At 43.3% G+C, this 25,438-nt stretch carries 21 protein-coding genes and 2 pseudogenes; 16 read left to right on the forward strand and 7 right to left on the reverse strand.

Going from position 1 to position 25,438, the window contains the following annotated elements:
- Positions 1-91: 91 nt before the first annotated feature.
- Together ACDD58_RS09845 and ACDD58_RS09850 are read right to left on the reverse strand one after the other, a co-directional pair.
- Positions 92-1,465 carry an MFS transporter gene (locus ACDD58_RS09845; protein ID WP_186900527.1) on the reverse strand — a complete coding sequence of 458 codons (1,374 nt, stop codon included), beginning with the start codon at positions 1,463-1,465 and terminating at the stop codon, positions 92-94.
- A 25-nt stretch (positions 1,466-1,490) separates the two neighbouring features.
- Positions 1,491-3,503, reverse strand: a complete 2,013-nt coding sequence (locus ACDD58_RS09850; RefSeq protein WP_186900528.1) for a right-handed parallel beta-helix repeat-containing protein — start codon at positions 3,501-3,503, stop codon at positions 1,491-1,493.
- Between the two features lie 287 nt (positions 3,504-3,790).
- On the opposite strand from ACDD58_RS09850, the gene ACDD58_RS09855 reads away from it, so the two are divergent.
- Complete coding sequence (locus ACDD58_RS09855; RefSeq protein WP_370777226.1) at positions 3,791-4,747, forward strand: helix-turn-helix domain-containing protein; 957 nt, start codon at positions 3,791-3,793, stop codon at positions 4,745-4,747.
- Positions 4,748-4,798: 51 nt separating this feature from the next.
- On the opposite strand, the gene ACDD58_RS09860 is transcribed toward ACDD58_RS09855, so the two are convergent.
- On the reverse strand, positions 4,799-5,983 hold the full coding sequence (locus ACDD58_RS09860; RefSeq protein WP_370777228.1) for an IS630 family transposase: 1,185 nt from the start codon (positions 5,981-5,983) through the stop codon (positions 4,799-4,801).
- Positions 5,984-6,058: 75 nt separating this feature from the next.
- Between ACDD58_RS09860 and ACDD58_RS09865 the strand changes: the two are divergent.
- Positions 6,059-6,358: pseudogene (locus tag ACDD58_RS09865) on the forward strand (integrase core domain-containing protein); the annotation flags it as partial.
- Between the two features lie 643 nt (positions 6,359-7,001).
- Here ACDD58_RS09865 and ACDD58_RS09870 read toward each other — a convergent pair.
- The 4 genes from ACDD58_RS09870 to ACDD58_RS09885 all read right to left on the reverse strand — a co-directional run bounded on the left by ACDD58_RS09870 (position 7,002) and on the right by ACDD58_RS09885 (position 10,991).
- A complete protein-coding gene (locus ACDD58_RS09870) occupies positions 7,002-7,850 on the reverse strand; it encodes a sialate O-acetylesterase (RefSeq protein WP_370777230.1) in 849 nt (282 codons plus the stop codon).
- Between the two features lie 49 nt (positions 7,851-7,899).
- On the reverse strand, positions 7,900-8,445 hold the full coding sequence (locus ACDD58_RS09875; protein ID WP_039121379.1) for an AAA family ATPase: 546 nt from the start codon (positions 8,443-8,445) through the stop codon (positions 7,900-7,902).
- A gap of 134 nt (positions 8,446-8,579) precedes the next feature.
- Positions 8,580-10,118 carry an ATP-binding cassette domain-containing protein gene (locus ACDD58_RS09880; RefSeq protein WP_370777232.1) on the reverse strand — a complete coding sequence of 513 codons (1,539 nt, stop codon included), beginning with the start codon at positions 10,116-10,118 and terminating at the stop codon, positions 8,580-8,582.
- Between the two features lie 258 nt (positions 10,119-10,376).
- Positions 10,377-10,991 carry a ParB/RepB/Spo0J family partition protein gene (locus tag ACDD58_RS09885; RefSeq protein WP_370777234.1) on the reverse strand — a complete coding sequence of 205 codons (615 nt, stop codon included), beginning with the start codon at positions 10,989-10,991 and terminating at the stop codon, positions 10,377-10,379.
- A 587-nt stretch (positions 10,992-11,578) separates the two neighbouring features.
- On the opposite strand from ACDD58_RS09885, the gene ACDD58_RS09890 reads away from it, so the two are divergent.
- From ACDD58_RS09890 to ACDD58_RS09955, 14 genes and pseudogenes are all read left to right on the forward strand, one after another.
- The gene (locus tag ACDD58_RS09890) at positions 11,579-11,776 is read left to right on the forward strand and encodes a helix-turn-helix domain-containing protein (RefSeq protein WP_114000934.1); all 198 of its coding nucleotides are present in this window, start codon (positions 11,579-11,581) and stop codon (positions 11,774-11,776) included.
- Positions 11,777-11,849: 73 nt separating this feature from the next.
- Positions 11,850-12,371: a DUF5720 family protein gene (locus tag ACDD58_RS09895; protein ID WP_370777237.1), complete on the forward strand. Its 522-nt coding sequence runs from the start codon at positions 11,850-11,852 to the stop codon at positions 12,369-12,371.
- A gap of 169 nt (positions 12,372-12,540) precedes the next feature.
- Positions 12,541-13,437: a DUF6017 domain-containing protein gene (locus ACDD58_RS09900; RefSeq protein WP_370777239.1), complete on the forward strand. Its 897-nt coding sequence runs from the start codon at positions 12,541-12,543 to the stop codon at positions 13,435-13,437.
- Positions 13,438-13,929 (forward strand): PcfB family protein, encoded by a 492-nt coding sequence (locus ACDD58_RS09905; RefSeq protein WP_370777241.1) that lies wholly within the window; start codon positions 13,438-13,440, stop codon positions 13,927-13,929.
- Positions 13,926-16,847, forward strand: a complete 2,922-nt coding sequence (locus ACDD58_RS09910) for a DUF4368 domain-containing protein (RefSeq protein ID WP_370777243.1) — start codon at positions 13,926-13,928, stop codon at positions 16,845-16,847. Before ACDD58_RS09905 ends, ACDD58_RS09910 begins: the two co-directional genes overlap by 4 nt.
- A complete protein-coding gene (locus ACDD58_RS09915) occupies positions 16,844-17,188 on the forward strand; it encodes a TnpV protein (RefSeq protein ID WP_002593326.1) in 345 nt (114 codons plus the stop codon). Before ACDD58_RS09910 ends, ACDD58_RS09915 begins: the two co-directional genes overlap by 4 nt.
- Positions 17,189-17,403: 215 nt before the next feature.
- Positions 17,404-19,368 carry a hypothetical protein gene (locus ACDD58_RS09920; RefSeq protein WP_055060299.1) on the forward strand — a complete coding sequence of 655 codons (1,965 nt, stop codon included), beginning with the start codon at positions 17,404-17,406 and terminating at the stop codon, positions 19,366-19,368.
- Positions 19,359-19,973, forward strand: coding sequence for an ATP-binding cassette domain-containing protein (locus tag ACDD58_RS09925; protein WP_004845304.1), 615 nt, complete (start codon positions 19,359-19,361; stop codon positions 19,971-19,973). Before ACDD58_RS09920 ends, ACDD58_RS09925 begins: the two co-directional genes overlap by 10 nt.
- Before the next feature lie 322 nt (positions 19,974-20,295).
- Positions 20,296-20,463: a hypothetical protein gene (locus tag ACDD58_RS09930; protein ID WP_009259853.1), complete on the forward strand. Its 168-nt coding sequence runs from the start codon at positions 20,296-20,298 to the stop codon at positions 20,461-20,463.
- A gap of 117 nt (positions 20,464-20,580) precedes the next feature.
- Positions 20,581-20,949 carry a DUF3847 domain-containing protein gene (locus ACDD58_RS09935; RefSeq protein ID WP_009259852.1) on the forward strand — a complete coding sequence of 123 codons (369 nt, stop codon included), beginning with the start codon at positions 20,581-20,583 and terminating at the stop codon, positions 20,947-20,949.
- On the forward strand, positions 20,906-22,402 hold the full coding sequence (gene mobQ / locus ACDD58_RS09940) for a MobQ family relaxase (protein WP_370777245.1): 1,497 nt from the start codon (positions 20,906-20,908) through the stop codon (positions 22,400-22,402). Before ACDD58_RS09935 ends, mobQ begins: the two co-directional genes overlap by 44 nt.
- The gene (locus tag ACDD58_RS09945) at positions 22,399-24,270 is read left to right on the forward strand and encodes an AAA family ATPase (RefSeq protein ID WP_118772850.1); all 1,872 of its coding nucleotides are present in this window, start codon (positions 22,399-22,401) and stop codon (positions 24,268-24,270) included. The genes mobQ and ACDD58_RS09945 overlap by 4 nt, the downstream gene beginning before the upstream one ends.
- Positions 24,271-24,412: 142 nt before the next feature.
- Complete coding sequence (locus ACDD58_RS09950; protein ID WP_178880595.1) at positions 24,413-24,571, forward strand: transposon-encoded TnpW family protein; 159 nt, start codon at positions 24,413-24,415, stop codon at positions 24,569-24,571.
- A 41-nt stretch (positions 24,572-24,612) separates the two neighbouring features.
- Positions 24,613-25,428 (forward strand): annotated as a pseudogene (locus ACDD58_RS09955) (VirD4-like conjugal transfer protein, CD1115 family); the annotation flags it as partial.
- Positions 25,429-25,438: the final 10 nt, after the last annotated feature.

Raw genomic sequence — 25,438 nt, forward strand, 5'->3', positions numbered from 1 at the left:
CCACCTGCCTTTATTATAATATTTTAGCATAAAAAGAGCGATACCGTATAGATGAATCCATACAATACCGCTCTTTTTTATTATCCTTCTCTTATTTTTCACTTCTTAATTTCTGATTTACTTTTTCTACATCAAGTTTATAATAAAGAAATACGATAACTACTGTAATGATTAACGGAATACCGGCAAACATAAATGCTAACATATTGGTGCAGGATGCACTCTGTACTGCTGCCGTTGCATCATAATGAGACGCTGCGAGTAACCAGCCGCTGATTGCTGAACCCAGTCCATTTCCTACCTTCATGCCAAATGATGTGCAGGAATACATAGAACCATCCATTCTTTTTCCGGTGTTTAAATAAGTATAATCAGATGCCTCAGATACGAGTGCATTGAAAGTACCACCCAGTGTGCAGCATGTAAGAGCAACCAGCCCATACATCCATACTACCACAGATGCATTTGCCTGCATAACGAAGATCATATAAATAGCGCGTACTATCACATTTAAAGCAAAACACCCCAGATTTAAAAGACGAATATTTTTCAGTTTCTTTACAAGTACAGGTGCTGCGATCAGACCGATCACATTGGCTGCCGAAAATACAGTTACCATATTTCCAAAATATCCGGCATTTCCACAATTGTATGTAAAGTAATAAATGGCTGCTCCCATAGATACACCTGTCATCAGATAAAAGAGCAGATAGATCATCGTCAGCATATTAAAATATTTATTGGATACAAGAGTTTTTAAAGTCTCAATCAAGCCAATTTCTTTTTTTTCTATACCCTCTTTTTTCGCTTCCCTGTATGTTTCATTCAGTTCTTCTTCCGGAAGTTCCTTTACAGATAATACAGAAATTGTGTTAACAACAAGTCCAATTAATGCAAAAATGATTGCCGTTGTTCTCCAGCCTGCATTACCACCACCAAATTTCTCTACCAGAACTAATGTATAATTGGAAACCAGAAGATTCCCCAGTGTAGAACCAATAAAACGGAAAGTTCCCATCTGCACACGTTCCTGGCTGTTTTTTGTAATTAACGATGTGAGTGCAGAATATGCTATATTATTTGCTGTATAAAAAATAGCATTCAGTAATGTATATGCTATAAAGAAATACGCATATTGCAGCTTGGAACTCATGTTCATAGGAATAGAAAACAATGCAATAAGCGCAATTGCATTACCAAAATAGGACCAGAACATCCACGGTCTTGCCTTACCAAATTTAGAATGTGTTCTGTCAATCAGACTGCCAAACAAAATATCTGTAACACCATCTAGCAGCTTGGACAACAATATTAATGTACCTATAATACCTGCATCCATTCCAATTGTATTTGTCAGATAAATCATAACAAAGCTGGAAATCAATCCATATACCATATTGGCAGCAAAATCGCCCCCGCCATATCCTGCTTTATTGTAAAATTTTAAATATTTTTTTTCTTCCATCGTAAATCCCCCTCTATATCCTAATCTATCGTAAACTCCAGACCGCTGCTTCTTTTGCAGCAAAAGGTCCCGGTACTGCTGTTAAGCTTCTGTGATTACCAAAATAATCCCGGTCAAAGGTAATCGTACTGCCGTCAGGATTTTCAAATCTTTCCTCCGGCTCAAAAGCCTCCCCCAATACATCACTATCTATGATAGATGTCGTATAATCACCAAGTATCTCATATACATTTGTTTCCAATGTATACCGTCCGTCCTTTTCCACCAGATTGACATACACTTTATCTGCTGTATTCACAAAATGATCCGTTTCATTCTTCCATGCTGTGGCACCATTAAAATACGCATTTCCATTGATCCATACCGGCAGCTTACCAAAATGATAGTCCTGCATAACAAACATGTTTGGTTCCGGATTGTCCAGTTCAAATGCTTTAATCCACTCTTCATAAGTAGGAAAATCATCAAATACACTTGTACCCTGCACCTGATTATCCACCATGATAAATCCCATATCTTCTTTGATTTCTTCTGGTTTTACCGGCCAATTCTGGATAAATATATTATTATATATCCTGTCATCTCCATGCAGGAAAGTCATCATACCCGCTACCTCTGTCCTGTGTGCAATATGATACGGAGTATATCTTGGTGCCATAGTTCCATTCTTTAAAGGCATGTCAGAACCACTTCCAATAGAACTCATCGGTCCAAGGCAAAGATTATGCACAACTGCTACACCCTGCGATGCGATCTTCATAGAAAGTTTGGACAGGCAGATATTATGATCTATAAGTGTCGGACCGTGACTTACTTCCACAAAGATATCACAGCTTCCCATTCCTCCCGGTACAAGCGGAATATCCTCAGAAGGTGCGTTATTATCATGGAACAGATTTTGTGTGATTCTGGTTCCCTGCGCTTCCCAGTCACACCAGATACCCATGGTGCAATGATGAAAATGATTGCGGCGTATTGTTACATCAATTGCTGCATGTAACTTAATACCTGCTACCTCTGCTCCTGCAAGTTCCTGCATATTATTGATATGATGAATATGATTATCCTCTATAGTGGAAAATACACCTCCCATTCTCCCAACAATACCGGTCTGCTCACAATGGTGAATATGACATCTGCGAACGATATGACTTCCTATGTTTTCTTTCGTCCATCCATGATACTGCCCTCTGCAGACGGCATCTCTTTCCATCTGTGTTGCACTTTTGACATGCCGATTTGTAAAATAATGGTCATTTTCTGCATCATAATACTTTCCGAGAGATATTCCACAGCACTTACTATTACTGATCTCGCAGTCTTCAATAATCCAGCCCTTTGCCCAGTGAGGACCAATCATACCATCCTGGTAAGCTGCCGGAGGTGCCCAGGTAGTAGCCGCCTTATTGATATCAAAGCCACTGACTGTAATATAATTGATATGATTTTCAGACGGCATAAAGCAATTACGCCGTGCATTAATCTCCACCTTTTCCACCCGTGGATCTTTTCCCTGAAAATTAGCATAGATAACTGTTTCGTTTTCTTCCTGCTCTGTATACCATTTATACACTGACCATTCCGGCTCCCAAGAATGTATATATACCTTTCCTTCCCTGCATTCTTCCAGACTCTGTACTTCATATAATTGTCTGTCGTTCAGATACACCGCACCGGTATGCCTTACAAAAGGGCCAAAATACCAGTCGCCTTTCACAAGAGTTGTGTATGGGTTATAACCACCAAAAACACCATTATCAATTCTGCATACCCATACATTTCCATCAAGGTGATTCCAATTGCGGACTTCTTCCGCTCCCGTTATGACAGCTCCCAAAGGAACCTCACTTTTATAGATGATCCGTGCATCTTCTGTGCCGGCATTTTTGGGATCTACATATTCTCGATAAACACCGGGTGCCACCAATACCTCATCGCCTGCTGCTGCTACCTGTGCCGCATCGTTGATAAAACGAAACGGACTTTCTTTTGTTCCATTGCCATCTTTACAGGCATTGCAATTTACATAAATATTCATTTTCCTCTCCTTTCAAAGAGTACGGCTCATCGGGCCCTTGATGATCACATGCACATTACTCTTGCTTTGCTGTTACCTGTATTATATAATCGAACTTATAGTTCCAAAATATCTAAAAGAGAGCAAATATAAATAAAATGTATCCAAAACAGACTTTATTTCAAACGATTCCTACACAGTCAAATGCAAATTACAGAAAAGAACTCTCCAGACATCATGACATGTCTCACTCTAATCTGATTCTGCATAATAATGAAAATTCACTATATCAATACTTTGAGATCAATATGCCTTATCTTATTCTCTATGAAAATGTCAATCCGACCACTAATCTCTCTACATATATGGAATTGTCGGAAAGCAGTATCGTGGATACACATATGCCTTACAAGGATTTTTTGTCCATGGGAGGATTACGGCTTCACTCTCACGACTTTTATGAACTGACTTTTGTTTTGTCTGGAGAACTAAAGATGCGGATTGAGGACGAATATATTACTTACCACCCGGGTGAATGTTGCCTATGCAACAAAAATATTCACCATGTGGAAATTATGGATCATTCTACAGAGATTGTCCTTTTTCTGCTAAAAGAAGAGTATCTGCGCGATGTGATCAATGCAAATTATTATTACGACCAGAACGGAAATCCCCATGCGATCGGTTCTGTGTTTCTGCACTTTTTTGAAGAAAATAACAAAAACTCGCTCTATGATGCCAAAGTGTATACCGATTTCAAGCTCTTAGACACATCCTGTCAGGATCAATTCTTTGATATCATTAATCACATGGTGGATGAAATTTCCAGAAATCATTCCGGCAAAAGCCATATGATGAAAGCATTGTTCTGTCGTTTTATCGAAATGCTTGAATTTAATGATACCCATCAGGTAGAAGTTCACTGGGCAAAATTGTCAAATGATGAACAGATCATCTATAAAATAGCAAATGCCTATCAGAATAAAATGGGAATTTTTTCCAGGTCAGAAATTGAAACATTAACCGGTTATAACAGCGACTATGTAGAACGAATCTTGAAACGCTCTACCGGCAAAACTCTTTCTGAATATGGAAGGACTTTTTTGTTAAAAAAAGCTGCGGATATGCTAACAGAAACAAATAAAAAAGTTGGAGATATCTGTGAAACACTCGGATACTCCAACCGTAATTATTTTAATAAATTGTTTATGAAAGAATATGGCATGACACCGCTTACTTATCGCAAACATATGCGTCATTTATAATATGTATTGCTGCTAGTGTACTATACTGTGCACTAGTATTTCATCCTTTAATTAACTCGACTTTTTGACAGACAGTGTATCAACAATGATTTCTTCCGATACATCAATATCATCGAGATTATATTTCCAATGGAACACAATCGGCTCTTCGTTTATTTCTACAAAATATCTGTAGATACGATTAGTAAGTTCCTCCTTAGATTTAACACGGATACCTCTGAGCATCTGACGAGTCATCTTGCTAAAGAAACTTTCAACCATATTGAGCCATGATCCATGTTTGGGAGTGAATACAAATTCGAATCTTCCCGGTACAGTTGCCAGGTATTGTCTGGTCGCCTCTGATGTATGAACTTTAAGGTTATCGAGTACGATGCGAAGCTTGTCTCCCTTTGGGTACTTATCATCTAACAGCTTCAAAAATTCAATGTATTCCGTGCTGCTGTACTTGTCTCTTACAAGAGGAATCGCTTCTCCTGTTTGAAGATCAATTGCAGCTAATAATGAAAGAGTCCCCAAACGTTTATATTCGTAATCTCTATTGATGGTCGGATGCTTTTCATTCGGCATTAAATCATCTGATGTTGTTGAAATAGCCTGTATTTCTGGCTTTTCATCATAAGACAGCACATGTATAGGTGTATCTTCAGATATAATGAGCTTTCCAGATTCATCAAACTGCATTTCAAGCTGCTTATACACAAGCAGGACATTATGCATTTTGGAATCAAAATTAGGATCCCTGTTCTCACAATAATAAGTTATTTTATGTGGCTTTATATCTGCCTCGTCAAGAATTGTATGTACTGTACTTTTATGAATGGTGGATAGTCTTGTGTATCCAGCTGCTTCAGCAGTTTTATTGATATGTGAGGTTAGCTTTGCATACGTCCATGTTTCAGCAGCATATCCAAAATCAATTGGCTTCTGGCATGCAATGTTAATGATCCAGGCTTTTTCTTCGTCTGTAATCTCTGCATTCCTGCCACGACCAGGGGCATCAAAGAGTGCATTTTCAATGCCGCCTTCTTTAAACTTTTTCAGGCAAAGCATGACGCTGCAGCGGTTGATCCCCACTTTATCAGCAATCGCATCTATTGATACGGAATCCGCACGTAATAATAGAATGCGCGCTCTTGTAACTGTTTGAGCCTGAATTGTTCTGGCACGAGTCTGACGTTCCAGATATTCTCTTTCTTCATTGCTGAGTTCGATTGATGATGCTCTTTTGCCCATGCAAATGCCCTCCAAAATCTTTATAAGGACATTATAGCACAGGTTCTGAATATAGTCGAGTTATTAAAAGAATATTATACTAGCGAGTTGTACCGTAACGCAATCAATAAATATGGCATTCTTCAAAGTATGAACAGTGCCGGTGGCAGATGCCATGACAATGCAAGATGTGAAAGTATGTGGGCACGATTCAAAGAAGAATTACTTTATGGACGCTACGACGCCACCTCAATGACTGTAGAACAGTTAAAAACTCTTATTTGGAGATATTTTATCAGTTATTGGAATAATCGGAGAATCTGCTCTGCTAATGGTGGACTACCTCCGATGGTTAAGCGGCAACAATACTATACTTCACTACAAGAGGCAGCATAAAGTCGAACATCCTTGTGAAAAAAGTGTAAACCAATATTGACAATATCATTTGCCATCGAAGTTGATAAAATTGCATGAAGAAAGCGACAATGATTTTGTCTTCATTACCGCTAAAATGTAGCGTCTCCTATAGGAATCGAACCTACAATAGAGTCTTAGGAGCTCGAGATACCACTGTAAATACATACAATGATTAGTCAACCTAAGTCAAGGAAATCCTTGGTTTTCCTAACTATTCTGTTACTCCCTGTCAAAATAAGAAAACCTGTTTTCATCTCTGTAAAGCACCTTTCGGTGCTCGTCCGGTGCTCGGAGCACCCGGAGGATATAACCATTCCGTTCCATCGAGTTCACTCAGTTGGCCACCATTACGATTCAGCTTCGTAACAATGATCACTTGGTTTTCTTATTAGATTAACTATATTATAACGTGCTGTAGGTCGGATGTCGATGATTTTTTGACCATATTTATTGTTTTACATGTTACTTCTCTATTAGTTCTGCAAACTGGAATTTGCCAGTCAATTACTTATCTTTTTCCAAAGAAGTAAGAATAGCAATCCTCATTACAACAATCGCTTTATTCATACAATTACACTTCTTTGTAAAATTCTAATTCTTTTCTTTATTTTATTTCCATTAGTCAGATTGAAAGTAAGAGATTTTTCATTTTTGTTATGAACTCTTCATAACTACATTTTCCCATTGTCAAATCCATCATAGCTAAATATTTCATTTCATTCTGAGTATATGGAATATTAATACATGACTCTAATAATTTTTCTTCGTTTTTCAAAGGTGTTATCACATTCTTTTTGTTTTTGTAGGCATAGTAATAACGAACCCCAAATTTTCTTTGAGAGACAGCATTTAAATGTATGCCATCTGGATTTGCTGACAACCCCTGGGCAGTTACAAAATATACATGATTATGATCATTGGCATATCGTAATAATTCTTTATTCACCAAGTCATACTCTGTACAATTAAAACCAAAGCCTATCTTTCCTAAATAGTCACCAAGTCCTCCAATAATAAACGGTACATCGTCTAAATTAAGTTCATTTTTTAAAGCCTCAAAAATTGTATGTAATTTTTCATAATACGTTTTGTAGTTACCATTATAGCTATCATTTTCTCCTTGATGCCACAGAATAGCAATCAAATTACTATTTTGCATTGCAAATTTTGCCTGAATAATTGCATTTTTAAATAATATTTTCTCTATAGACCAGTCATCAATGGAACTGCCACCTTCCGCACATGGAATCAAGCCGATTTGTTCTTCTTTGTTTTCCATGCACCACATTGCAGCAAATGAACCCGCAAGACTTACTCCTGATATAGGACGATCGTAGTTAATTGGTTCTGTCATCATTTGCCATTTTCCATTTCTTAACATCTGGATTCTCTCATTACAAATCATCGGTACTTCGTTTATGAATCCACGTCCAGCCATGTTGGACTGTCCAATCATTAATACACTTTTCATTCAACACCTCCACAAATTCCATTTTTTCAATTCTCCAAACTGAAATTGTCTAAAATAGTAAAGCCGTACCGCTTACTATTTTTTCTTTTACTGCTGAAACAGTATCTTTGATTGAATGCGTAGTTGTATCTATAACATTTAATTCATAGATTCCTAAATTGGAAAATTGCTTCCACATTGTTTCAACTAATTCAATATTTGTTTCTCTGTCTAACTTTGAGCGTTCGATAGCTCGCTTCATAGTTTCTTCTTTACTTGCCCTTAAAACGATATAGTGTACTTCATAATGCTCTTGAACAATGTTGAGCCACGGCTCTAAAAACCACGGTCCTACAATGCCATCTACAATTACATCATATCCACCACGAGCATATCGCTTCGCAGCTTCTAAAAACGCTTCAATGACAATCAAATTTTGCTCATTTGATTCTGGCAAATGCGGTGGTATTGCCCCTTTACTCAAATAATGATAAAAGTCATCTGTGTGCATATGCACAGACTTTTCCAAATCTGATTCTTTTGCAACAGCAGATGCCGTTGTAGTTTTTCCTGTCCCCGGCGCACCTGTGATTACAATAATTCTACCTTGATTCATCTATATTTTACCTCCACAACTTCAAATTTTCATTTCTTTACTCTTAGTAATAAAAAATCCGGCTTATGAAACAAATCCTTGTAATCCGGATATTGTTCAAGTATTTCATCTGTTGGTAATGGTTCAATCATTCATTACAAATTTCTTAATCCACTATAATCTAACTCGTATATTTTATCACATACCTCATCAATATACTTTCTATCGTGAGAAATACTGATAATAGCTCCCGGGAACTCTCTAAGCATTTTTCTGATTACAGGTCCCGATAAGGGCGAAAAATTTCTTGTTGGTTCATCTAAAATAAGCACATTTGCTCCGCTCAAACTCATACTTAAAAGAAGCACCTTGGCCTTTTGCCCTCCGGACAGTTCCCTTATAGGATGTTCCATTTCATCCGCAGTATATTTAAGGGAACCAAGATATGTTCTAATTCTTGTTCTTTCTTCCTTGTCTCCGGATTTATCAAGAAAATCAACAGGAGTCATATCCAAATCAAGTATCTCTTCATAGTTTTGCGGCATATACTCTGCCTTAATATCATCTCTCTGCGAAAGTTCTTCCGCTATTTTTCTTAAAAGAGTCGTTTTTCCAACTCCATTAGCGCCAATAATACATATTTTCTCCGAGCCTCTTATTTTCAAGTTAATGTCTTCAGCCAAAATCCTTTTCTCATCCCTAGTCGTAAGTTTTGCAAGAGTATACTCTATAACTGTTTTTCCTGCCGGAATAGATGAATCTTTGTCTCCCAGTTTAAAGAAAATAGCCTCCTCCTGTTCCGGCATCTCCGTCATGTTTTCATCTTCCTTTTCAAATCTTCGTTCCATAGACTTAACTGTGTGCATTTTATCTTTTAAGTTTTTAGCTTCGGCTGGTGACTGTCTGGAACAGTTCCCTAATGCGTTCTGAACACTTTGCATGATTTTTCTGTATTTTTCATCACGAATCTTTTTTTCTTTTCGATCATTTAATGCTTGTCTTTCCTGGCTCTCAAATTTATGAAATCTTTCTTCTAAATATTTTCTGTAAGGAATTTTTGCGACTGTATATCTGGTCTTTGTTTTTCGCACAATCTGTTCAATATGAATTACCATATTCGCTGTATTTTCTATCAAAGTTTCATCATGAGAAATGAAAAGTACTATGTGCTCCCAGTCATTTATTATTTTTTCAAGGATTTCCAGCGTATTGATATCTATATCATTTGAAGGTTCATCCAACAAAAGCACAGTCACATCCTGAATAATAAGTCTCATTAGGTGTGCCTTAACTTTTTCTCCACCCGAAAGACTTCCCATTTTCTGGTCACTATAGAAAAATTCACTTGTCATTCCGAATTTTCCGGTAATTTCAGATAACTCTTTCGGTGTTCTATTCCAAAACATTTCTTCTGCAGAAAAGAACTCATAAATAGTTTTTTCTTTATCTTCTTCAGATATTTCCTGTGGAAGATAACCGAGTATTTCTTTTCCGACCAACCTTTCTCCTTCAGCTTCTATATAATTATCAATAAGTAATGGATTGTAAATCCACTTCATCAATGTTGATTTTCCATTTCCTTCTTCACCAATGATTACCGCCTTATCACCTTTATTTAGTACAAGGTTAAATTCACTAAGTATGACTCTTAAATCCTTTTTATGTGTTAAATTTAAGTTTTTTATCTGTAACATATTGGTTCCTCCTTTCGCCCGTGTGCAAAAGTAAAAAACGAGCCTTTTTTGCATACACAAAAAGACCCGCCAAATAAACCTTTATATATTCTCACAAAGGAAAACAAAGGAAAATCTCTTGCGATAATCTAATTCAAGCGTACACAAAAACAAGCCTGTTTACCACAGGGCTTAAATCATATATGTCTTGCTCAAACCAAATTATCTGTTATACATCTCCTCACCTTTCACTTCATGTGCCTTTCTTTTTTCTGTTAATCATACTAGCACATTGTTACGTAATTGTATATAGTTTTTATTATCCACCTCATCCGATTTCCACGGCAATGGTATGGGATCCAATTCATCTAATAGAGCCGGTATCAGTTCTGTCATTTTGATATAACGCTGGACCTGCTTTGCACTGTCTCCACAAAGTTCTCCAATCACATCAATACTTCTCTTTCCTGTATTGTGGTCAACTTGACCACAATTCTTTCTGCCTGCTTTCTTTTTAATGGCATCATATTTCATCTTGTAGGCATATGCTTTTTCACTTGGTGTAATCTGCTCTCTCTGTAAATTAGAATCCACCATAGTCACTACAGCTTCATCATCCTGCATCATGCGAATAATCACAGGAATTTTCTTATATCCCAGTCGCTCCGCTGCATATTTCCTTCTGTGGCCTGAAATGATTTCATAGTAACCTTCTTCCCTTGGCCGGACGATCAATGGATTAAGAACTCCATATTTCTTAATACTGTCCTGTAGTTCAATCATCTGACTGTCACCGATCACCTTGAATGGATGATTCGTAAAAGTTCTTAAACGTTCCATTTCAATTTCAACTACTTTTTCATCCAAATCTCTGATATCCGTCTTTTCTGTCAATGACACTTCCTCCTTTTCCCTGAACGAAAAAAATCGCCCAGACTAGAATTTTTAATCTAATCTGAGCGATACTTCGTCAGGCCTGTTTTCTTCAAGCAAGAAAACCATTTTTACATTCATTGACAACCTAAATCTTATCCTACACTTTAGTTATCTCCATTGGGTGCTTGGATAGATTTAGTTCTCGGTGCCCGTTTTGTCTTTTCGGTGCTCCAATTACTCATTTTTATATTTTTTCGGTGCTCGCAAGCCCCATAAAATAAAAAAAGCAACAATGAATTTTTACGATCATTGTTGCAAAAAATCGATGTTCCCGGCGGGAATTGAACCCACAACTAGCGCTTAGGAGTATGGCTTACCATGTGATACACGGTTCGGATGTAACTTCCAATATCATCCCTTACGCAGAATGACTTGTAGTAAACGAACTTTATGGTGCAAAACACCTATTCTGACGCAGTTTTATGTGTCCGTTGGGTGGTCCTATTAGCAAATTCTTAGCAAGAGGACACCCAGCCAAAGCCGATTGCTACTGCCATTCTTCACTCCCTTAGTCAAAATGACAAGGCAAATACATGGAGGTTACTATGGACAAGAAAGAGAAAAAGTCACTGCCGGAACCGCGCACATACACCGTGGAACAGATCGCGGCCATGCTCAACATTGGCCGCACAACCGCATATCAGCTCGTCAAGCAGGAGGAGTTCAGGATCGTCCGCATAGGCAATGCGATCCGCGTTTCTAAGAAATCTTTTGACGAGTGGCTGGAAAGTTTGGAATTGTGAATATCGCAAGAAACGCCGTAGGCTCAAAAAACCTATGGCGTTTTTTTATACCCATTTTTGAAGGAGGCTGGCAATGAAATTGACAGAAGCAGAAATGAGGATGGTGTTTCAGATTGAAAGTACCAATCAGAACGCCGCCCTGAATGAGATTTACATGACATGGCGCTATGCGCCGAACCCGGCAACGAAAGAAACGGCGGAAGGCCTTCTGGACAAGCTCCGCCCACTGTCGGATCAGGAGTGCATGGATTTGATCCGCAAGGTGCAGGCCGAATACCGTCTGCCGGAGAAAGCCCGCACCATCGGGGAAATGCTGGCAGAGGCCAGACAGCAATCCGGGGCGCAGAAGTTATCCGGCCATGACATTATGGCTTTGGAGCGTTTCGACCCGGCAACCAGACACATGATCGTCTTTGATGTTCTTACCCATGACTCGCCTATTGGCTGGAAGGGTGAGAAAATGCGCCTGTTCCTGACCGACACCGGATACAGCAAGGCTTTGGAAAATCAGGAAAAGGGACATATCAAAATCCGTAACCATGCGAAGGTGCTTTCCGGCGATCTCCACTATGACCATAAAGACCGTGAGAGGTAGCCGCCCCAAACTGTATCAAAATCAGCGGAAAATCTTCTGCTTCTTCCTCCGTGGCTTGCGTTCTGAACAGAGCGTGGATGTTTTCCCATGCGGGAGGCTATGGAGGCATACAGACGGGTAAACCGCTCAAAATCAACACTTTTTATTTTCACAGGAAGGAGGTGCGAAGATGGCTGTTTTTCGTATTGAAAAGACCCGTGATTATACGGTCATGTCGAACCATCACTTGAAAGATCGGACGCTGACCCTGAAATCCAAAGGGCTGCTGTCCATGATGCTGTCACTCCCTGACGAGTGGAATTACACCACCAGAGGTCTTGCGGCGATCTGCCGGGAAGGTGTGGACAGCATCGGCGCGGCATTGAAGGAGCTGGAAAACCACGGGTATATCCGGCGCACCCAGCTTCGGGATGAAAAAGGCAAGATCACGGATACCGAGTATGTCATTTACGAAATGCCTCAGTGCGAGCCGCCGTCAAGCCCAGGTACGCCTTTACCGGGTACGGCAAAGCCATATACGGAAAACCCGGATATGGGTATCCCGGATACGGCGGAACCGTGTACGGAAAACCCCGCACAATTAAATACTAATCAAACAAAGACTGATTTATCAAGTACGGAGATATCAAATCCTATCCCATCAAATCCCCCTACCCCCGCAGGGGCACGGATGGGAATGGATCGGATGGGAGCCAGAGAATGTTATCGTGAAGTGATTTTGGACAACATCGAGTACAGCTATCTGGTGCAGGACAGCCATATCGACCGTGAGCAGCTTGACGAAATCGTTGACCTGATCGTGGATACCGTATGTTCTGCCCGCAAAGTCATCCGCATTGCCGGAGATGATTATCCGGCGGAGGTGGTAAAGTCCCGGTTTATGAAGCTGGACAGTTCCCATGTTCAGTATGTCATGGACTGCATGAAGGACAACACCTCCTATGTCCGCAATATCAAGAAATATCTTCTGGCGGCGCTGTATAACGCCCCGACCACCATCAACAGCTACTATTCTTCCCTGGTGCAGCACGATATGTACGGAGACGGGCAAAGGGGGCGAGGCTAAATGCAGGAGGAAGTAACGCGGGGCGCCGTAACGCTCATTGTTGACGGAGCCAAGCTAAGTGAGCGAGTCTTTGAAAAGGCCGTCAAAAAGTTCCTGGAGGAAATCCAGAAAAGCCAGAAGCCCAAAATCTACCGCGGCAGGCAGAGTCTTAAACAGCTTGCCAGCCAGAACGCCGGTCTTGCCAATATCGAGATCAGTGACAAGAATATCAAGGCTTTCTCCCGTGTGGCGAAGAAATACCATGTGGATTTTGCATTGAAGAAGGACACCGCCGCAGAGCAGCCCCGTTACCTGGTCTTTTTCAAAAGCCGGGACGCGGATGCCATCACAGCGGCGTTTCAGGAGTTTGCCATCCGGAAAATGAGCCGTGAGGAAAAGCCCTCCATCCGGGAGCGGCTGACTCAGGCGAAGGAACAGGCGGCAGAGAAAACGGAACACCGCACCATTGACCGGGAGAAAGTAAAGGTCAAAGATCGGAGCGTGCAGAGATGAACATGAAAAAACTGTTTTTGCTGAACCTTCCGTATCTTCTGTTCGTGTATCCCTTCGACAAGCTGGCACAGGCTTTTCGGCTTGCGCCCGGCGCTGACCTCTCCGGCAAGCTGCTTTCTATCGGGGACGGCTTCACGGCGGCGTTTTCCTCCCCGTGGCTCAGTTTCCATCCCACGGACCTGCTGATCGGCATAGCGGGTGCGGTGATCCTTCGCATGGCGGTCTACCTGAAAGGCAAGAACGCAAAGAAATACCGCCACGGAATCGAGTATGGTTCTGCTCGCTGGGGTACGGCGGCGGATATTGCTCCCTACATGGACAAGGACTTTTTCCAAAACATCCCCATGACGCAGACGGAACGGATCACGATGGCGAGCCGTCCAAAGCAGCCGAAGTATGCCAGAAATAAAAACATTCTGGTGATCGGCGGTTCCGGCAGCGGCAAGACGCGGTTCTTCTGTAAGCCGTCGCTGCTGCAAGCTCATTCATCCTATGTCTGCACTGATCCGAAAGGAACCTTGCTGCCGGAGATCGGCACTTTCCTGGAACGGAAGAAATACCGTATCAAATGCCTCAACCTGATAAACTTCCGAAAATCCATGAGATACAACCCACTGGCCTACATTCGATCAGAGAAGGATATCTTAAAGCTGGTGAACGCCCTGATTATGAACACGAAGGGCGAAGGCGAAAAATCTTCGGAAGATTTCTGGGTCAAAGCGGAACGCCTCTATTATTCCGCGCTGATCGGCTACATCTGGTACGAGGCCACGGAGGAAGAAAAGAACTTCATCACGCTTCTGGACCTTATCAATGCCAGTGAAGCCAGAGAGGATGACGAAACCTATCAAAGCCCGGTGGACCTGCTCTTTTCTCAGTTGGAAGAACGGGAGCCGGACCACTTCGCCGTGAAGCAGTACCGCAAATTCAAAATGGCGGCGGGTGTTGTATGCTCTAAAAGACTTCTTAATCAAGCGGTTGGGAAGTCTCTTAGAACACACAACCTAAAACCGAAGAAAGGAGCGCAAGTTATGAGAAAAAACGAGAAAATCACAGCTCTGTACGAACGACTGAGCCGTGATGACTTTGGCAAAGATGATGACCAGCAGCGTGAGAGCAATTCCATTTCCAATCAAAAGGCTATGTTGGAGGAGTTCGCCGCACGGCAGGGGTTTACGAACATTGTCCATTTCACGGACGATGGCATTAGTGGTACTTGCTTTGACCGTCCCGGATTTCTGGCAATGATGAAAGAGGTGGAAGCCGGGAATGTGGAGTACCTGTGTATCAAGGACATGAGCCGCATGGGTCGTGACTATCTGAAAGTCGGTCAGATTATGGAAATCCTGCGTCAGCGTGGCGTGCGACTTATCGCCATCAATGACGGCGTGGATAGTGCCAGAGGTGACGATGATTTTACCCCTTTCCGCAACATTATGAACGAGTATTACGCCAGAGACACCAGCCGTAAAATCCGTTCCACTTTCCAGTCCAAAGGCAAGTCCGGCAAGCACCTCACAGGCACGGTCATTTACGGCTATCTCTGGAACGAAGCCAGAGACCAATGGTTGGTTGACCCCGAAGCCGCTGATGTGGTCAAGCGCATCTTTGCCATGACGATTGAGGGCTACGGTCCGTATCAGATCGCCAGCAAGCTGAAAGAAGAAAAAATCCTCATTCCGTCCGCTTACCTTGCCCAGCACGGCGAGGGTGTGAATAAAAACAAGACTTTCAAAGATGTGTACGGCTGGGGTTCTTCCACCATCTGCAACATTCTTGAAAAGCGTGAATATCTGGGACACACCATCAACTTCAAGACTCGAAAGCACTTCAAGGACAAGAAAAGCCATTATGTCCCGGAGGACGAATGGACGATTTTCGAGAATACCCATGAAGCTATCATTGACCAGCAGACCTTTGACCTTGTGCAGAAAATCCGTGGGAATGTCAGACGCTACCCGGACGGCTGGGGCGAAGCAGCTCCCCTCACAGGCTTGCTTTATTGTGCCGATTGCGGCGGCAAGATGTATGTCCACCGTACCAACAACGGCAAGCGTATTTCTCAATATACCTGTTCACAGTACACCAAAGTTCCTTGCGGAACGCTCTGCAAGACCCAGCACCGTATCAACGAAGATGTGGTACTGTCCCTTGTCTCGGAAATGCTGAAAGCCATTGCCGATTATGCGAAGCATGACAGAGCCGAGTTTGTCCGTGTGGTGCAGGAAGCGCAGTCCAGCCAGCAGACGGCAGAGGTCAGGAAGCAGCGGACACGCCTTGCCACAGCAAAGCAGAGAGTTTCCGAGCTGGAAGTCCTGCTCTGCAAAATCTATGAGGACAACATTTTAGGCAAGCTGTCCGACAGCAGATACGCCACTCTGGACGCTCAATACGAAAAGGAACAGTCCGAGCTTACCGCTGAAATCTCTGTTCTGGAAAAGGCTGTCAAGAGCTATGAGAAGCACGAAAAGGACGCTGACCGTTTTATCGCTCTGATCGACAAATATGAGAACTTCGACAAGCTGACCATTGCCATGCTCAATGAGTTTATCGAGAAAATCCTTGTGCATGAGCGTGACCGCAAAGGCAGTATACAGACCACACAGGAGGTCGAGATTTACTTCAATTTTGTTGGGCGATTCGTTCCACCGGCGTTTGGAGAAGTGGAGCTTACCCCGGAGGAATTAGAGGAAATCCGCAAACGTGAGGAACGAAAGGACAGGCTTCATCAGAACTACTTGAAGCGGAAAGCCAGCGGAGCGCAGAAGCGATACGAGGACAAAATCAAGAAGCGGAAAAAGGCAGAAATCGAAGCCAAGAAAGCCGCCATTCGTGCGGAGGACATTGCAAAGGGCGTGTTCGTCCCTGTCAGCAGTTTACCGCAGAGAGAGCCGATGAAAGGAGTACAAACAGCATGAATATCACTTACACACAGAACGGCGATTATCTTATCCCAAACATCATTATCCGCAAGACCAAGCCCCTCGGACACTACGGCAGACTTCGCAAGGCGTATCTGGAAATGCACCGTCCGATACTGTTCAATGAGCTGGTGCTATCCGACAAGCTCTTTGAGCATTGCGCCGAGATTGACGAAACAGCACGAAACCGCATGGAGCTGATCGTGCGGTCACTGGCAGAGCAAAACGGCGTGACCGAGCAACTGAAAGCCGAAAACCAAATGGAATGGGTGCGGCAGATGAACGCTTGCAAGGCACAGGCAGAGGAGATTGTGAAAGTGGAATTGATTTATGATTGAGCGAGGAAGTCCGGGCAGAAAACTGTTCGGACTTTTCTCATGTAGTCCAAAGTTGCGGTAGAATTGTTCACGAGTTTTATGGTACAATTTATGCGAATAAAGAAAACGGAAAATTAGAATCTAACAAGAGAATGTGGTTGTATGAAAAAATCCATATTAGTATTTTGGGCAATCGTGTGTCTGTTACCTATTCAAAGGAGGTTTAAGAATTTTAAATGAAACATATAAGAAATATATTGCTGTTGATTACGATTATTTTTGCTTTTGTTATGCAAGCTGAAGTATATCAAAATATGCTCTGGAACTTTAATGGTGCTTATTATTTATCGTCCAGATACACAACTACTAATGACGATATGGATTCATTTTTAGCCAATGCAGAAGATACAGCTGAGAAGCATGGTGTTCATATTTTTTCGACTTTTAATCAGAGAGTTTCTAATTATCAGACAAGACTTTATATTTATGGTGATGATACCGTTGTTCGGGATAGTCTTAAAAGCACAATGGATATTGAGGAAAAAACATATACGGCTTTGATAGGCGGAATCACCGTAATAGAATTTGAAGATTTTAGAGAAGCAAAAAACACAGGCAATGGACAGGAAATAATGGTCAGCTATATCGGTGACGATGATGACATTATTGCCACATATCAAGATTTGGCAAAAGAATATTCTATATCGCAGCCAGAGTTTTGGCAATCAACCGAAACTGATATGATGTTCATTGTTTGGGGCCTGGTTGCCATATTGATGATTGTACTTAATATGATTGAGGTGATACGCAGACAAAAGGAAGTAGTTGTACGAGCTTCTCTGGGCGAAAATGCTGCTGTGATTGCTCTAAAAGCTGTAGTGGCTGATATGATTTCATATGCTGCATTATTCGTCTTAGCAAAGTTGCTTGTTTCTCAATTTATATCGGGAGCGTATGAAGATCATCTCATTTTGGCAGTGTATTGTGCCGGAGCAGTTCTTTCCGTAATTCCTTATGCTGCTTTTGTCCGCTTTGATGTAAAAAAAGCCTTTGCCAATGCTTCAGATAAAAAAGGTATGTTTTATCTTCTGAACGGTCTTAAAGTATTTGCTACTGCTATGACGATTTTTACAATAACTACAAATCTCAGTAGCATTCAAGGTAATTTACTTACAAACACTACTCTTTTAGAAAATCATTATAATGATTACTATTTTGGAGTTATGCAGATTGAACCTCCTTTTGAAGAAAATGAGGAGGAATCCAAAGAGAGCGAATTTTGGAATGACCTTTACGAAAATGAATACAACACTATAAATCCGGTGGTCTGCATAGGCAGCCGGATAAGCGATACGGATAATTATATTTTTGTAAATCATAATGCCAGAGATATGCTACAAGGGTTTTCTGATATGCTTACTGAAGATGATGAAAAAGAGGATATCGTGGTCTTCGTGCCAAAGGGAAGAAATGCGGAATCATACAAAGATATCGCAAAAGAGGAAATTAGCTCTCTTACCCAAAATGCAGAAGAACTGCGTGTTGTTTATAAAGAATATTCTGGCAGAGAGCAATTTTATTATCTCAATTCGAACAGAGAAGAGGCTATTGACGGATTGTCAAGAGTAACAAATCCGATTGTGATTTATCAGGCAAATGAGGCTGTTGCTTTAAATGGAAGTTATATCGAAACAGGAACATATAATGGTGAGGTAATCTACGGATGCGATGAAAGCACAATTCGTAATGCTGCGAAAAAATATGCAGAACAGCTTGGTTCACACTATTTTATGCTGACGAATGTCGGAGAGGATTACATTTATAGTCATAGTTTCCTTGTAAAATTGATTAGCTTTATAAGCTCTCTTTGCGTATTAGTATTGCTGTTAGATATCGCTATCATCGTATCTGAAGCGAAAATGGAATTTAGACTTAGCTCTATGGAAATCTCCCTCAAAAAGGTTTTAGGTTATAGCTTTTATGAAAGGCACAAAAGATTTATTTCCGTTAATCTCATAGAAAATATAGCCGTTGTGATATTGATTTGCATTGTTTCGATTTTTATATCTAACGCAAGTGTCGGGATTGCTTTACTGATTGGATCATTGCTCACCATTATTGAAATGGCAATCATTTTCACAAATATTATGTGGGTTGAAAAAACAAATATCTCAAAGTCATTGAAGGGAGGATGTTTATGATTATAATTCGTGGCTTAAATAAAGCATTTGGAGAGAAAATAATTTTCTCCAACTTTAATTTGGAAATTCCGGATGGAAGTTTTGTAGTAATCAGCGGGGATAGCGGCAGTGGAAAAAGCACTTTGCTCAATATGATTGGTGGTATCGAAAAGCCGGATAGCGGCAGTATCATAATCGAAGGGCTGAATATTACCCGGCTTAAAAATAAAAACAGTTTTTTTGCGGATACAGTGGGGTTTCTTTTTCAGAATTTTGCACTGCTTGAAAATAAGACAGTTAAAGAAAATTTAAGTTTGATTAAAAAATCAAGCCGAACTAAAGTATCACTTAAAGAAGCTCTTAATCGTGTGGGGTTATCAAAGGAAGTTAACAAAAAAGTTTATCAGCTTTCCGGTGGTGAACAACAGAGAGTTGCTTTAGCTCGTCTTATGATGAAAAAATGTTCTGTTGTTTTGGCAGATGAACCTACTGGCTCACTTGACAAGAAAAATAGAGATATTGTTATGAGGTTATTGCACGAACTCAATGAAGAAGGTAAAACGGTTATCATTGTTACCCACGATCAGGGTATTATTGAAGATGAACCTTATGTTGTGAAAATCTGAGAGTACCTCTTAGAAATGTCTTGATCTACATTTTATGTAATTTGGGTCAGAAGAAAATCCCTTTAGGAACTAAAGGGCGCACTTCTATACTCTCCTATCGGGAGTATGTGCGTCCTGCGGAGCTTCATTCCCGGTCAGCAGAAGAAAACTGCACGACCGAGAATGTTGCGTCACTTCGTTCCGTCAAGGTGGCTACACCCCCTTGCGCCGCTAATGCGGCTATCCCCTGTGGACTTGCCGTCCGCAAACGGTTTTGACAAACCGTTCGCCGCCAGCAAGTTTGAAATTAGTAAACGATAATTTAACAAAGGAGCGTGAGCGTATGAAAAAGATTATGTTTGGAAACAGTTTAATGCTATTGGGTATTGCTATAATGATACTTGCAGGATTAAAGGTGATATATGTAGGAACACTGTGGGTGTCGTTTCTTTTAATTATCGTGGGTTTTGTTATGGCTACGATTGGTTTTTTCGGTAAGGATAGTAAATAAATTATCTAACTGAATACAACAACCGAATACCGAAAAATAGACCGTTGACTGGTCGCAATGTGCGAAAAGTTGGCGGTCTTTTTTTATACCCATTTTCAAAAAAGGAGGTCAACCAAAATGGCAAAACAGAAAAGCCTTGAACAGCTTCGAGCTGAAAAAGAGCAAGTGGAAAAGCGGCTTGCACAGGAACAGCACAAACTGGAGCGTTTGGAGAACAGAAAGAAATATCTGGAGAAAGGCGAAAGGCAGAAACGTACCCACCGCCTTTGCAATCTGGGCGGCACGATTGAGAGCCTTGCCCCGGAGGTCAAAAATCTCACACGCACCGAAATGACCGAGCTGATGGAACACATCTTCGGTCTGCCGGAGGTACAGAGAGCCGTCCGGCACATGGAGATTACACACATCAACCAAGCAAACAGAGGAAAGGAGCTGAAAGCCAATGGCACTATTCCACTTCACAGTAACCCAAACGAAACGCAGTAAAGGTCAGTCTGCGATTGCTTCTGCCGCCTATCGTTCCGGCGAAAAGCTGTACAGCGAGTATTACGGCGAATACAGCGACTACACACGCAAGGGCGGCGTGATCTGCTCTGACATTCTCCTGCCGCCCCATGCACTGAAAGAATACGCAGACCGTCAGACCCTATGGAACGCGGTTGAAAAAGCCGAGCGTGGTAAGAACGCCCAGCTTGCATACAGTTTTGAAATTTCCTTGCAGAATGAATTTTCTCTTGAAGAAAACATCGCTCTGGCAAGGGAATTTTTGTTTCGGGAGTTTGTCAGCCGGGGCATGACCGTTGATGTGTCCTTTCACGAAAAGGAGTGTGAGGACGGCGGCACACCCAATCCCCATTTTCACTTTCTCTGCCCTATTCGACCAATGGAGCAGGACGGCACATGGGGCATAAAACAACGGCGAGAATATGTGCTGGACGAGGAGGGCAACCGTATTCGAGACGCAAACGGTAAGTATGTGTTCAATGCCGTTCCCACTACCGACTGGGGCAGTCCCGAAACGCTGGAACATTGGCGTGAAGCATGGGCGGAGATGTGCAACGCCAAGTTTGCGGAAAAGGGGCTTGACGTTCGTATCGACCACCGAAGCTATGAGCGTCAGGGCGTGGAGCTTCTTCCAACCGTTCATGAGGGCGCAACCGTCCGGGCAATGGAGAAGAAAGGCATACGCACCGAGAAAGGCGAGTTCAACCGCTGGATCAGAGCCACCAATGCCGTTATCCGGGACATCAAGAAGAAAATCGCTCTCCTGTTTGATTGGATTGCCGAAGCAAAAGCGGAGCTTGCCAAGCCGCAGGCACCCGACCTTGTTTCGCTGCTGAGCGCCTATTACACCCAGCGCAGAGCCGGGGCATATTCGCAGAAAGGCAAGGTCAGCAATCTAAAGGAGATGAACGAGACTTTCAATTATCTCCGGGCAAACGGCATTTACTCCCTTGAAGATTTAGAAAGCCGTGTCAGCGAACACAGTGCTGCCACAGAGAGCTTGAAGAAAACGCTGGACGAACAGACCGCCCGAATGAAAGCAATTAAGCAGCTCTATGACAGCTCCGCTGCTTTCCAGAGCTTGAAGCCTGTCTATGACGGCTTGCAGAAAATCAAGTTTGAGAAGCCCAGAGCCAAGTACAAGGCAGAGCATGAAGCGGAACTGAAACAGTTCTACGCCGCCAGACGAAAGCTGACCGGGGAGTTCCCGGACGGCAAGGTGGATATGAAAAAGCTGTCCGACGAGTATGACGAGCTGGAACAGGCGCACGAAACCACCTATGGCGAGTTTAAGGCTGTCAGAGACGATTTACACCGCCTTTGGAAGGTCAAGTCATGTGTAGATACTGCCGCCCGATTTAACGAGCGTACAGAGGAACAAATGCTCCAAAATCGACCCCAAACACGACACAAAAAGGAGGAACTATCCCGATGAATTACACCCAAGCGCAGATTGACCGGGCAAACGCCGTCAGTCTGGAAGATTTTCTCCGCACACAGGGAGAGACACTTATCAAAAGCGGACGGGAATACCGCTGGAAAGAACATGACAGCCTGACCGTCCGGGGAAACAAGTGGTTTCGCCACAGCCAGAGTAAGGGCGGCTATCCCATTGATTTCGTCATGGAGTTTTACGGCAAGTCCTTTCCCGAAGCCGTCCAAATGCTGACCGGCGAAAGCGGCGAAGGACAGACCGAAGCCACCACAGCACCGCCCACAGCGTTCCACTTGCCCTTGCACAACCGAACAGCCGACAGGGTAATTCAATATCTTTGCGAAAGCCGGGGTCTCAACAAAACGCTTGTTGAGGCTTTTCTTCTTTCCGGGGATATTTACGAGGACGCAAAGCGGCACAATGTTGTCTTTGTCGGCAGAGACCGAAACGACACACCGAGATACGCCCATGTGCGAGGAACGGCAGACCCATTCAGACAGGACATTGCCGGGTCTGACAAGTCCTATCCGTTCCGCTATGAGGGAAACGGCAACCAGCTCTTTGTCTTTGAAGCACCGATTGACCTTTTGTCCTTTATCTGCCTTTATCCGCAGGACTGGCAGACAAGGAGCTACCTTGCCCTGGGCGGCGTTTCAGGCAAAGCCCTTGACCGTTTTCTTTCTGAACGCAAGGACACCCAAAAAGTGTTCCTCTGCCTTGACAGCGACACCGCAGGAAGCGAAGCCTGTACCCGACTGGCACAGTCCATTCCCAGCGAGATCGCCGTCATTCGCCTTGTCCCGGCAAGGAAAGACTGGAACGATGTTCTCCGTCAGCAAGGGGACATTCCGAGCCGCAAATTCATAGCCGAGACAATCACGCTGCGAGAGCTGCCCACCGCCCAGCCTGTTCCCATGCTCCGCATGGCAGATGTGGAGCTGACGAGCGTGGAATGGCTATGGTTTCCCTATATCCCCTTTGGAAAGCTGACGATCATACAGGGCAACCCTGGCGAGGGCAAGACCTACTTTGCCATGCGTCTTGCGGCGGCTTGCACCAACCGAAAGCCCTTGCCCGGTATGGAAACCCTTGAACCGTTCAATATCATTTACCAGACTGCCGAGGACGGTCTGGGTGATACGGTCAAGCCCCGACTGATGGAAGCAGACGCAGACCTTGAAAAAGTGCTTGTCATTGACGATAGAGACACACCACTGACCCTTGCCGATGAACGCATCGCAAGGGCAATCCCGGAAAACAACGCAAGGCTGGTTATCATTGACCCGGTACAGGCGTTTCTGGGCGCAGATGTGGACATGAACCGGGCAAACGAGGTGCGCCCGATATTCCGCAGTCTGGGAGACATTGCACAGGCTACCGGGTGCGCTATCGTGCTGATCGGACATCTCAACAAAGCCGCAGGAACGCAAAGCACCTACCGGGGATTAGGGTCTATCGACATTACGGCGGCAGTCCGCAGTCTGCTCTTTATCGGCAAGCTGAAGGACAGCCCCACAACAAGGGTACTTATCCATGAGAAAAGCTCCCTTGCGCCGCCCGGACAGTCCCTTGCCTTTTCTCTGGGAGACGAGAAAGGCTTTGAGTGGATAGGGGCTTATGACATTACCGCTGACGAGCTTCTTGCCGGGACGGACACCGCCAAGACCGAGAGCAAGACCGCACAGGCGCAAATGCTCATTCTGGAACTGCTTGCGGACGGAAAGCGTATGCCGAGCGCAGAACTAGAAAAGGCAGTCAATGAGCGTGGGATTTCCTCACGCACCATGAGAACGGCAAAGAGCCGTATCGGGGACAGACTTGTGACCGAGAAAGACGGCACAGCATGGGTCTGCTATCTCCGAGACTGACAACAGGAACACGGCAAGCATGGCAAAGACGGCAAGGTTTTTATAGATACCTTAATGTTGCCACCTTGCCTTGTTCCCTCATACCGACACCGCCCGATGATGAACAGTCACCGGGCATTTTTTATTTACAGGAGGATTTTGAATGAACAATACCACAACCAACAGTACCCCTTGCCCGACTGTCAGAAAGCAGATCGGCAAGACCACCTATATCGTCCGTGTGCATTTCAGCCAGACCGCAAAAGAAACGATGGAGGACAAAATCAAGCGTCTGCTCCGTGAGGAAGTCCGCAAAATGTGACTTCTTTTTGAATTTGATGAAAAAGTCCTTGACTTTTCGTCTCTGGCAAAACCTTAAAATCCATCCTCATTTCCTGCGGTGCCCGGCTTGCTCCCTTTGATATCAAGGAGCTGCGGGACCTGATGGAGTATGACGAACTGGAACTGGATACCCTGGGCGACCAAAAGACGGCGCTGTTTGTGATCCTGTCAGATACGGACAGCACTTTCAATTTCGTGGCCGCCCTCATGTATAGTCAGCTTTTCAATCTGCTCTGCGACAAGGCGGATGACTTCTACGGCGGGCGGCTGCCTGTCCATGTCCGTTTGATCCTGGACGAGTTTGCCAACATCGGCCAGATACCGAACTTCGATAAGCTGATTGCCACCATCCGAAGCCGTGAGATATCGGCTTCTATTATTTTGCAGTCGCAGAGCCAGTTAAAGACCATCTACAAGGATGCGGCAGATACCATTGTCGGTAACTGTGACAGCACTTTGTTTTTGGGAGGCAAGGAAAAATCCACGCTCAAGGAAATTTCGGAACTGCTGGGGAAAGAGACCATTGATCTCTATAACCAGTCCGAAAACCGGGGCAGCCAGGTTTCCCACGGCCTCAGTTATCAGAAATTAGGAAAGGAGTTGATGACCCAGGACGAATTAGCAGTGATGGACGGCGGCAAGTGTATCTTCATGCTGCGGGGCGTGCGCCCGTTCCTTTCGGACAAATACGACCTCACCCGGCACCCGAATTACAGATACACGGCCGACGCCGACCCTAAAAATGTCTTTGACATGGAACGGTACATGAAGAAGCAACGTGCCGTGGTAAAACCCACGGACATCTTCGATGTGTACGAGATTGACGCAACAACTTAACCCAAAATCA

Origin of the sequence: Roseburia sp., from assembly GCF_041325975.1 — a bacterium.
Taxonomy (GTDB): Bacteria; Bacillota; Clostridia; order Lachnospirales; family Lachnospiraceae; genus Roseburia; species Roseburia rectibacter.